Origin of the sequence: Coprococcus sp. OM06-34AC, from assembly GCF_003462545.1 — a bacterium.
Taxonomy (GTDB): Bacteria; Bacillota; Clostridia; order Lachnospirales; family Lachnospiraceae; genus Coprococcus; species Coprococcus aceti.
In genome coordinates, this window is the sequence record NZ_QTZF01000006.1 from 194,020 (window position 1) to 205,801 (window position 11,782).

Below are 11,782 nucleotides of genomic sequence, written 5' to 3' on the forward strand. Positions count from 1 at the left end.
CCTTTTTATTCCTCTTCTGCCTCATCGGCCATAGCCGCCTTCAGCATGATTGCACATTCTATACGCTTCTTCTGAAGCTCACAACCTATGTCATATGCATCAAGTATATTGCCGTGGAACTTGTATGAGTTGGCCGCACAGCCACCGCTGCAATAGAATCTTGCAAAGCAGTCCTTACACTTATCCTTGGCATATACATTGCACAGCTTGAATTCATTGACTATATCCTGATTCTTGATTCCATCGAATACATTTCCTATACAGAAATCATCCTCACCAACAAACTGATGGCAAGGATAAAGGTCTCCCCAAGGAGTGACCGCCATGTACTCTGTACCTGAACCACAACCGGAAAGTCTCTTGGCTACGCAAGGTCCACCCTCAAGATCTATCATGAAGTGGAAGAAATTGAAGCCTCTTCCCTCCTTATGTCTCTTGATCATCTCCTTAGCCAGGATATCGTACTGCTCAAGCAGTACCGGTATATCCTCTTCCTTTATAGCATATGGCTCGTCCGGAAGTGATACAACAGGCTCAACGGATATCTGGTCAAATCCCAGATCCGCCATATGAAGCACGTCCTGTGAGAAATCAAGGTTGTTATGAGTGTAAGTACCTCTTACGTAGTAGCTCTTGCCTGCTCTCTTCTTGGCAAATTCCTGGAACTTGGATAATATCACATCATAACTTCCCTTGCCATTCCTTGTAGGTCTCATGTAGTCGTGGACTTCCTTCCTTCCATCTATGCTGAGCACCACGTTCGCCATCTCTCTGTTGGCAAATTCCATGATCTCGTCATTCAGAAGCACTCCGTTGGTAGTAAGTGTGAATCTGAACTTCTTGTCATACTTCTCCTCAAGGCTTCTTCCGTATTCCACAGTCTTCTTGACTACATCCCAGTTCATAAGCGGCTCACCGCCGAAGAAATCCACCTCGAGATTTCTTCTTAAACCGGAATTCGCAACCAGAAAATCCAGGGATTTCTTTGCCACCTCAAGTGACATAAGCGCCCTGTCTCCCTTATATTCTCCCTCACCGGCAAAGCAGTATCTGCAGGCAAGGTTACAGTCATGGGCGATATGCAGACACAACGCCTTGACAACTGTCTTTCTCTTCTTGAAATCTATAATATAATCTTTGTATACGTCATCTGTAAATAATGTTCCGTCCTCTACCAGTTGGGCTACCTCGTCATAAGCCTCGGAAACATCTGCGCTGTCATACTGTGACAGTGCCTTTATAATCTGCTCTTTATCATTCTCCTCATATAAAGAAATAATATCATAGACAAGATCGTCTACGACATGTACAGAACCACTACAGACATCAAGCACTATATTATAACCATTGTTCTTGTACTGATGAACCATAATTCTCCTTCAATATATTCCATCGGATCTATCCGTGAAATTCTAATTCAAGGCGCCACACACGGCACCCTTATACACGCACTAAAGAGGACTGTCATCATAAACGACGGTCCCCTTTAGCTGATCAAATACAAACCTGTTACAAATTACTTGTTGTTAACATTCTCACAGCTCTGATTACCAACTGTGCATGATGTCTTACAAGCTGACTGGCATGATGTCTGGCACTCGCCACATCCACCCTTGACCATTGTATTCTTCATAGTCCTGTTTGTGAGTGTTTTAATTCTCTTCATTCTGGATACACCTCTCTTTTTATGTCATATACCGGGATTATAACACAAAGATATATAAAGTAAAAGTTTTTTTTAACTGAGCATAGCCCCCAGCATCCCGCCTGCAACGCACATAATACACTTGGTTATAACTGCTATTCCCTCTCTGTCGCCTGAACCTGTAAACAGCACCGACACGGTCAATGCGACCGATATGTAAGTCAGGCCATACACCATCCCCCACAGGAAACGCTTCTCCCTGACTTTTCTGCCCGTAACAAAGCCCCCGGCAAATGTGGCCACTATGTATATCACAACAACCAGTATACCGAGCACCTTATCGCTTATCCCCACTTTGTATACGACCACCGCCGTTATAAACAGCATGATTATCGTGAGCAGATAGGACAGGATCAATCCCTTTACAACTCCCATAAATTTCTGACTTGCAGACATACTACCACCATATTCTTTACTCTTTACATTATTATGATGTTCCTCCTCATTTTATTAATAAAAATACAGCCTGTTTACTCAAACAGGCTGCATATATCTTCTATATCATAAAAGGTTTTGTATGCACGCTCGCGCGTGATATCATTTGGTTTTATCAGATCCACCACCATGACCGTACATAGCCCTGCCCGGCTGGCAGATATGATACCATTCACAGAGTCCTCAACGGCCACCGCTTCGTCTGGGTTTACGCCCAGCTTCCCGCAGGCCTTCAAATATATATCAGGCTCCGGCTTTCCGTGGGTGATCTCGTCTCCGCATACCTTTTCATCGAAGTATCCGGCTATTCCAACGCTATCAAGTCTCTGCTGCGCCCTCGTCCTCGCAGTGGAGGTTGCAAGTGCTATCTTCACGCCGTGTTCTTTTAAGAATCTCAGCGTGTCCTCGACATGTGGCTTTATGTCTATTCCATACTTTTCCACATGTTCATCGAACAGATCCATTGTTCTCTGTCTGAACGCAAGATAATCAAAATCTTCGCCCATTATTTCCTTAAATACCCGGGCGTTGGAGGTCTTGTTGCCTCCAGCCACCCGGTCACATACATTTTCCATCTGTGCCTCAGGAATCCCTATGCTCATGCCGTTTTCCTTCCAGCACTTCCTGTATATCTTCTCCGTGTCTACCAACACGCCGTCCATATCAAATACAACTGCCCTGTACATAGCACTTTCTCCTACATTAAGCAGCGGCGTTTTTCTTTCTTCTTCTGCCAGCTATGATGATGAATGCAAGCAATGCAAGAAGCAGGATCGCTGCGATTATTATTATGATCAGCACAACCGGTGACATCTTTTCGCTGAGCTTGAAGGTGAATACCTCTCCGGTCTCTCTGTCATATGTTGTCGCTATATTACCGGCCTTATCCTGGGCTGTTACCTCAACCGTGTATGTATCATACTGATCTACCTGCATCTCATACTTGTTATCTGCCTGATAGCTTGCAGGATCTATGGTATTGCCATTTATAACGATGGATGTGATCTCGTCTTCCTCATTCTCAAGACCTATCGTCATGTTGAATGGCTCTCTGAGAGTCTCTCCATCCTCAACACCTGTTATGATGATTCGTGGTGCAGTACCATCATACGTATAATCAAATTCCTGTGTTGCCGTGTGTCCAACCTTGTCAGTTACTGTAAGTGTTATCTTGTGATATCCGTCTGTCATATCTGAGAAATCGATAAGATTTACTCCGTCTATCTTGGCGTCAACCGAGAAGTCTGAAGTATCACTTACATCCCACAGTGCTTCGTAGCCCTTGTCTCGTATATCAGCAAAATCTGATGCATTGAGAAGCAGTGTTCCGTCATCGCTTGCAATGCTCTTGCTCATGAATCCGGCAAGTGTCGATGTAGCCTTGAGCTCAGGTGGTGTGTTATCGACTGTGAATACCAGGCTGTAATCATCAGCCTTATTTCCCAGTTCATCCTGCGCTGTTATTGACACCTCGTATACACCATCCTCAGAGAATCTCTGGCTTCCTGTGCTGAGCTCTGAAGAATTGCTGTAATTTGTAAAGTATGATGATGACACATCCTTGCTGTCCTTCTTCACGGTTATCTTCACATCATCTGTCGAGAAGAATGACTCCTGAACGCTCAGTGACATATCAACATAGTTCGGTGCGGAAGAATCCATACTTCCTATTGGGTCGTAATTCTTTACTTCCTTGTTGTTCTTATCCACTGCGCTCACCTTTACAACAGGTGCCTTTGAGTCAACCTTGAAGGTCTTGGTCTGGCTGGCTGCCACATTTCCTGCAAGATCTCTTGCATTTGCTGTGATCGTGTACTCGCCATCCTCTGTAAAGTTGTAAGTTGCGGTATGTGGATTGCTTCCTGAGAAGCTGCTTGTTCCCAGCGTAGCGATATTCGATGCCGCTGTTCCGTCCGTCTTTCTGGTTATTGTCACGTTAAATGCATCTGCGGCAAGATTGTTGTTCTCATATGCAAATGAGAATGCCTCATCTATGCTGATGGTTGCATTTACCGCCGTTGTCTGTCTGTCGTTCATTCCTGAAATCGATATAACCGGTGCAGTCTTATCGATTCTGAACTTCACTGTTCTGGTCACAGCCTTGTTGCCCGCCTTATCCTCTGCGGACACGGTGACTGTGTAATCACCCTGGGCGTCAAATGTCACACCGCTGAGTACCTCTCTGACTGTGCTGACTCCATCGCCCTTTGTTCCCCAGGTAACATTCTTTCTGATATCTCTGTTCTCTACAACAGATCCACCCTCATTTGTTCTGACTACATGAATGGTGTACTTTCCACCTCTCATGTTATCTGTAAGTGTTACAGGGACTGTCACATCGCTGTTGTTTATAGTGTTGACATTTCCAAGCTGTATCTCAGGCTTGTGCTTGTCTATGTAGAAATGGGTTCCTGTTGTTCCTTCATTTCCACACTTGTCGGTAACGGTCATGGTGAGATCATACTCACCTTCCTTATCATATGTGTACTTCTTGCCCCATGTTCCGCCGTTACTCTTTATATAGAAGTATTGCGGATTCTCATCCACTGCTGCATTTCCATCATTCTCTGTGATAATGGTGTTCTGAAGCGACTTGAACTGTTCCTCCACACCAACTCTGAATGATATTGAAGTCTTGAAGTAATTGTTATTATCCAGTCTGTACTCAGGATCATCGTCCACATACACAAGTGGCTCTGTGGTGTCGACGTAATAATTCTTTGTATTGAGAGCACTTGTGCCCTCCTGAACACTGAACGCCTCGTCTGCTGCCGGCTTCAGTGCATTGCCGGAATTATCGGCTCCCTCAACTGTGAAATAATATACAGTTGCCTTGCCGCCCTTAGCTGTCATCTTATATGCTGCAGTGGTCTTGCCATCTGCTGTCTGGAACGGAACCGTTGTCTCTGACCAGTTCGAATCACTGTAGGTCTTGTAGTGTACCTTAAGCGTTGCATTCTGTGCATCCATTCCATAATCGTCTTCTATGCCAAATGTAATAGTTCTGCTCCTGTTAAGGAATCTGCTGCTTCCACCGGACACAACTGATATCTCAGGGCTCTTCTTATCTATTACAAATGAAGTTGTTGCCTTACCCGACTCATTGCCAACCTCATCGACAGCAACGATCGTGATATTATAAAGTCCAGGCTCTTTGAATGTTGTGGACTTTGCTGCATTTGCAGTGTAATCCGCATCCAGCTCATACTTGCTTATGCTCCTGCCATCGCGTGTTCCTGTCACAACGAACTTCTCCACGAAGTAATTGTCAGTTCCCCTTGCTGTTATGGTCACATTGCTGTTATTCCAGTAATTTATCAGCTTTCCGCCGGCAGTTCCATCTATTGACACTGATGGCTTGACGGTATCAACTATCAGGTGTATCTCCTGACTGGCCTTGCTCTCGTTTCCTGCTCTGTCCTTCAGCTTAACAGTCATCGTGTACTCTGTATTTTCATCTGTTATGCCAAGGGCCTTTGCATCCAGTGTCTTTTCTATATCATTTCCTGATACATTAATGCTTCCTGTAATGTCCTGTGATCCGGCTGCGCTGCTTCTGCCTACTGTATATGTAACTTTGCCATTGCTGTCATTGTTATCGGAACCAGAGACCTTGATCTTCACGTCACTCTTTGATCTGTAATAGAATGTCGATCCTGATTTGTATTTCTGGTTTGCACACTCCAGCTTCACATTTGCCGGTGCAGTCTTATCATAGTAAACCTTTATGCTCTGTACTTCTTTGAACTTCGTGTCAGCATTGTTCGGATCGTGTATTCTCGCCATGAGTGAGATCTCGTACACACCCTCATCTGGAAGCTCGTAGGATATGTTGACCGTATTCTTGTCATATGCAGCGGCAACTGTACCCTTTACCTCAACTGCCTTATCCTTCTTTCCTGCAAATGATGTTCTGGTGATCACCAGCTTTGCGTCATCTGCTGCAAGCTGGAAGCCTGATACTGCACCCTCTACAGTCAGAGTATCATCATTTCTCCAGAATATAGCGCCGTTGTCAGCATCTGTACCGTTCACAGATAACTTCTCTCCTGAAAGGCCATCCACATTGACATACACATATGTGTTCGTCTCTGTCTTATTTCCAGCCTCGTCAGTTACCACAACTGTCAGGACATAACTTCCTGAACCATCTATGCTTATCTCTTTTCCGCTCTGCAGGCCATTGTCACCTGTAGATGTTGAATACCAGTTCTTGACTGATGTATATGATCCATTTGCATCTGCCTTCTTGAGTGAAGCGACCGCCGATGCAACACCTGATGTGGCATCGCTGTACTTTATATTAAGAACAGCTTCCTTTGCGTCTGTGACCGTGTACTGCTGATCATTGTTTGTCCTGTCTGTTCCGGCGTTGTCCGTAACCTTTACAACAGGTGCTGTATTATCCACCTTGACTACAGTCTCTATCCTGCCATCTATTCCGGCGAAGTCCTTTGCCGCAAATGTGATGGTATGCTCTCCATCAGCCAGATATATGTCTGACTTTGTTGAATCCTGTACATCTCCACCGCTCACACGGACATCGCTGCTGTATGTGAACTTGTTTCCTTTTTCAAGGATCGTTTCCTTCTTGCCATCCACGCTGTATGACACGGTGTCTATGTAAGAATACTCTCCAGTTGCCTTCACTGTCAGCTTTGTGGATTTCACATAGCTTGTGGAACCGCCTGTAACTGTGAGTTCAGGCTTTCCTTCCTTTACAAATACAATGTCGCCATCCTCATCTGCGCCGACTGAGTTATTGCCAAACTCGTTCTCCTTGGCGTAAATGACAAGCTTCTTTGCATTGTCTGCATTGTCCTTCTTGAACCACTGTGCACTTATCTCGAATTCATATTCATATCCGCCGGACACAGCCTTTTTGCCTGTGCACTCCACTGCTGAAGCTGCACCCGTAAGCTCGTAGTACAGGCTCACGTCATCTATCTCAGTGTTATCACTGCCGACTGTAACCTTCTTCACCTGTACAGTGAACTTATAAGCATCATCTACCTTGAGCTGAGGGAATCTGTAATCCACTCCGTTCTTCTGTATGATCTCAGGGGTAACACTTGTTATGACAGGAGCTCCGTTGAGCTTCTTGACGATAACACTGGTCTCCTCTGACTTGTTTCCTGCAACATCGACCGCTCTGAACTTGTATGTTCCACTCTTATCAGGTGCAACAAACTGGGATGTGCTCTCAGTCTTGCTCCAGGTCTTTCCATTGTCTGATGAATACTCCACATAGTCTATTCCTGTGGCATTTCCCTCTGCTGCATCTGTGGTATCCTTGGCGTCTATCACAAATGTTCTGTCGGCATCACTGCTTGTGAGGTTCAGGAGATAATAGCCATCGCTCACCTTGTTGTGAAGGTTGTAGTTATCATCAGCCTCAACCGATATTGTAGGTGTCTGCTTATCCACGGCAACCTTTATGGTTCCAAGCAGCTCGAAATCGCCGCTCTCATCAGTACCTGTATAATAGTAAATAGCTATCTTCTGTACTGCTGTGTCATTCTTCAGCTCATACACATTATCAAATGTGACAAGCTTTCCTGCTGCATCTGTGGCTGTAGCGATCTTATCGTCCGCTGTAGCTCCTTTGTAAACAGCCACTCCCAACTTGCTGCTGTCGATTCCGTCAACTTTGTCGGACTTGATCTTGAACTTTATTGCCTTGTCAAAATCCTTGAAGCCATACACCATATCCGCCTTATCGCCCTTTACAATGGCCGTTACATCTATGGTCTGTATATCTTCCTCCTCCGCAAACAAATGAAAATGTGAATCGATCGCCACAAGAGTGAGTGTCATAACTACCGCCATCGTAAGCGCGATCAGTCGATGCAAAAGTGATTTATTCTGCATAACCTTTTTCATGTCCCTCTCCTCCTATATATCTTCATCGGAATGTACTATAATTACATTCTTTATCATTCTTACCGAGCTCGCTGCGCGTCCTCCCTGAAGAACAGCTGTGGAATCATCTGCGTCATCGCTTCTAAGTACATCCGTTGCTTCCTCGTCTGCGTCATCGCTTCTGAGTATGTCCGTTGCTTCCTCGTCCGCCTCATCACTTCTGAGTATGTCCGTTGCTTCCTCGTCCGCCTCATCACTTCTGAGTATGTCCGTTGCTTCCTCGTCCGCCTCATCACTTCTGAGTATGTCCGTTGCTTCCTCGTCCGCCTCATCACTTCTGAGTATGTCCGTTGCTTCCTCATCCGCATCTTCTCTGAGGATGTCTGTCGCCTCCTCAAAGCTGCTGCCATTGATGTCAAGATTCTCTTCGTCTTCCCTCAGAATATCTGTTGCCTCCTCGGCATCATCGCGGAGAATATCAGTTGCAGTCTCGCCTTCATCCTCCAGTCTCTTTTTCCCGAGATCAGCTATCGCTTTCTCGTAATTTGCCATTCCCTTTTCAGAATGTTTTTCGGCTGCAGTTGACTTTACATCCCTTACCGAAATTCTGGATGTATGGTTCTTGATCGCCTCCTGTTTGGAGGCACCGCCTCCCTGTACACTCTCATAGCCCTTCTCCTTGATCTCATCGATCTTCTTACGGGCTGTTGAGCCTGTGGCAATTCCCACCGCCTTCGGTATCTTTAACACAAAGAACAGTACCACCGCCACAATAGCGAATACGATCGCAAGTGCCAGGCCGCCATATAACATTACATTATAAACTGTTGCCATAACCTTTCACTCCTCCCTTACTCGCTCGTTGACCTTGAACTGCCATTTACTATGCTCTTAACTGTCAGGTCATTGGATAACGACTGCCATCCCTGCTTAAGACCATTTGCAAGTGCCGGAACTTTGTTACCGTTCTCGTACACTTTCCTCACAGCCCTTGTGGCACTGGCATTCCATGATGCCGAATCGCTTCCAAATTTATTCGAATATCTATCGACCAGATAGCTCAGATGGCTTACGTACACGACCGCTGCGTTGTCATCGGTTCCAAGTGTAGTCTCAGCGTTGCCATATATTCTCTCTGCCTCATCATAGTAGCTGTCATCGCCGCTGTTCTCTGCCATCTTGATATAAGTCTCAGCCTCGTTCACCGAGTATTCTGAATATGCTTTCTTGGATGTCTCTGTCGCATTCTCGCCCTCTATATCCAGACTGTTCAGATAAAGCGCTGCACTGTTCGCCGCAGAGTTGTAATAATGTAACTGCTGGCCCGCATCATCCGCATTCTCGGCAAGTTCTGTATATACTGAGTACATAACTCCTGAATACTGGCCATTGTAGTATTTTACGCCTCTGTCCGCCGGGAACTGGCTGTTCAGCACCTCTGCGTTGTCGTCCAGGTTCTTCATCGCCTCATCCATCAGCACCTCTATTCTGTTCGCAAGCTCCGGATCATTGGATATCTCGCCAAGATATATGTAAGCTATGTTGAGGTAATTGGTGTATTTGTCAGGATTGGTGTCATCTATGTTGTCACTGTTGTAATCCTGGAATGCAAATATATTTTCCTTGTTCGTATCAAAGCTTGCAGACTTGTTTATCTTGCTGTCACATATCGCAGCGTAATACTTTGCCTGCTTTGCCTGATCCGGGAAGTCCTTGCTCTCATCAACCATATTGAAATATTTCTTGGCCGCACTGTAGTCCTTGACCTCGTCGTAATACAACATGGCTATCTTGAACTTTACGTCGTCCTTTATCTCGTCCTTGTTCTTAAGTGCAAGTCTTATTCCCTTTTCTGCCGCCGTCTCGGTGTTGGCCGAAGTGTTTCCATCGTCCTCTGTATAATAGTAAGCATATGTCTCCATGTAGCCTATATAGGCATCCGATGCGGTTGGGTCTATGTCGACAGCCGCCTTATAGCACTCAAATGCCTTGTTGTAATCGCCCTCGTCGACTGCATCCCTCGCCTCGTTGACCTTGTTGTTGTAATCAAGATCCTTGAGCTGGCCTTTCTTTACTCCGCCTATCACAGCACAGCACGCTGAGAGTATCGATAATCCCGCAACCACTGAGAACGCTGCTATCTTATGCTTTGCCTTTGCCTTGTATGCATCGTCGAGCTCGTTGTAGTGATCCAGCGCATACAGCAGTTCTGAACAAGACTGATATCTGTCCTCAGGACTCGGCTGACAGCACGTCTGTATAATTCTCTCAAATCCTGATGAGAGCATCGGATTCCACTGTCTGATAGGCTTTATCTCGTAAGGAGGCTCACATGGATTCTTGCCGGTAACAAGGTGATAGAGCGTTGCTCCCAGATTGTAAATATCTGTTCTTGCATCCGTGTTGTAGATTCCATGTCCCTGCGCATCACCGAACTGCTCCGGTGCCGCATAGCCTCTTGTTCCAAGAGCCGTGGTATCCGCATTGTTCTCCACTATGTATTCCTTAGCCGTTCCAAAGTCGATAAGCTTTACCGAGCCATCCGGCTTCAGCATGACATTTGAAGGCTTCATATCTCTGTATATGATCGGCGGATTCATGGAATGCAGGTAGTCAAGCGCACTGGCAAGCGCCCTGCCCCATTCGATTACCTTTTCCTGTGGCTGTGCTCCCTCCGCCTTGAGCACATCGCTGAGTGGACGTCCTTCTACGAAGTCCATGACAACGTAGATCGTGCCATTCTCATTGATGATATCAACGATTCGTGGCAGTACCGGATGATCCACATCCTTGAGGATATTTGCTTCTCGCTCCAATCCCTTTAAGAGTGTGGCTGTACTCTTGGAGCCATCATTCTTGATTTCCTTTACAGCCCACTGTTTATTAAGTCGGTTATCCATGGCAAGATAAACTATTGACATACCACCCTGACCGACTTTTTTAAGTATTTCGTATTTTCCGTCTAATACCGTTCCTAACTCTGTCATATATCGATCCCCATTACTCCGATTTAATAAGCACTACTGTTACATTATCCGTTTCTTTTCTGTACTTCACAAGCTCTGTGAGGAACTCACAGCCCTCCTTCATCTTCGCCTCGTCGACGCATGTTCCCGGGCCAAGTCTCTCTATCATCTCCTGAGGCGTTATCTTATGTCTGAATCCATCAGAACACAGCATGTAATGCGCTCCGGGAGCTGCCTGCCCAACTACGAAATCCGGTTCCACCACAGGTGAAGCTCCGATACACTGGAGAAGCACGCTTCGTCTGCTGTCCGTCTCCGCCTGCTCCGGTGTAAGTCTTCCCGCTGCGATCTCCCTTGCAACAAGCGTCTGATCTGCGGTGAGCTGTCTTATCCCTGAAGTGATCTCATACACTCGGCTGTCTCCAACATGGAGAATGTAGTACATTTCTCTGTATATGAGGATCGCAGAAATGGTCGTACCAAGCATAAATCCATTCTGCTCGCCATACGCCTTGATCTTCTCATTCTGCTCCACGGCAAGTCTTATCCACTGGTATCTCAGCAGCTCTTCACTAAAGCTGTTGTTGTCAACCATCTCAACAAACTGTGTGTCAAACCAGTTGCAGAAAGCTGTTATGACTTCCTTGCTGGCAACCTCTCCCTTTTCCAGACCTCCCATGCCATCACATACGAGGGAGAACACGACCTGTCCATTTGGAGTATCCGCTATCTTGATCGCCAGCGAATCCTGATTTGTCTTTTTCTTTATTCCTACGTCTGTATTGTATACTGCGCTAAACCCCATATACATTCC

Annotated in this window: 8 protein-coding genes; all 8 read right to left on the bottom strand. The window is 45.9% G+C overall.

Annotated elements, in window-relative coordinates:
* Positions 1-5: 5 nt before the first annotated feature.
* Positions 6-1,370 carry a thioether cross-link-forming SCIFF peptide maturase gene (gene scfB / locus DXB91_RS11215; RefSeq protein WP_015534333.1) on the bottom strand — a complete coding sequence of 455 codons (1,365 nt, stop codon included), beginning with the start codon at positions 1,368-1,370 and terminating at the stop codon, positions 6-8.
* Between the two features lie 146 nt (positions 1,371-1,516).
* Complete coding sequence (scfA, locus tag DXB91_RS11220; protein ID WP_015534334.1) at positions 1,517-1,666, bottom strand: six-cysteine ranthipeptide SCIFF; 150 nt, start codon at positions 1,664-1,666, stop codon at positions 1,517-1,519.
* Between the two features lie 72 nt (positions 1,667-1,738).
* Positions 1,739-2,101, bottom strand: coding sequence for a TIGR04086 family membrane protein (locus DXB91_RS11225; RefSeq protein WP_015534335.1), 363 nt, complete (start codon positions 2,099-2,101; stop codon positions 1,739-1,741).
* 74 nt (positions 2,102-2,175) lie between these two features.
* Positions 2,176-2,826, bottom strand: a complete 651-nt coding sequence (locus DXB91_RS11230) for an HAD family hydrolase (RefSeq protein WP_118018006.1) — start codon at positions 2,824-2,826, stop codon at positions 2,176-2,178.
* Between the two features lie 16 nt (positions 2,827-2,842).
* Positions 2,843-8,023 (bottom strand): Ig-like domain-containing protein, encoded by a 5,181-nt coding sequence (locus tag DXB91_RS11235; RefSeq protein WP_118018008.1) that lies wholly within the window; start codon positions 8,021-8,023, stop codon positions 2,843-2,845.
* Positions 8,024-8,035: 12 nt separating this feature from the next.
* On the bottom strand, positions 8,036-8,836 hold the full coding sequence (locus DXB91_RS11240) for a hypothetical protein (RefSeq protein ID WP_118018010.1): 801 nt from the start codon (positions 8,834-8,836) through the stop codon (positions 8,036-8,038).
* Between the two features lie 17 nt (positions 8,837-8,853).
* Positions 8,854-10,989, bottom strand: a complete 2,136-nt coding sequence (locus tag DXB91_RS11245; RefSeq protein ID WP_117549797.1) for a serine/threonine protein kinase — start codon at positions 10,987-10,989, stop codon at positions 8,854-8,856.
* 13 nt (positions 10,990-11,002) lie between these two features.
* A complete protein-coding gene (locus DXB91_RS11250; RefSeq protein ID WP_118018012.1) occupies positions 11,003-11,773 on the bottom strand; it encodes a PP2C family protein-serine/threonine phosphatase in 771 nt (256 codons plus the stop codon).
* Positions 11,774-11,782: the final 9 nt, after the last annotated feature.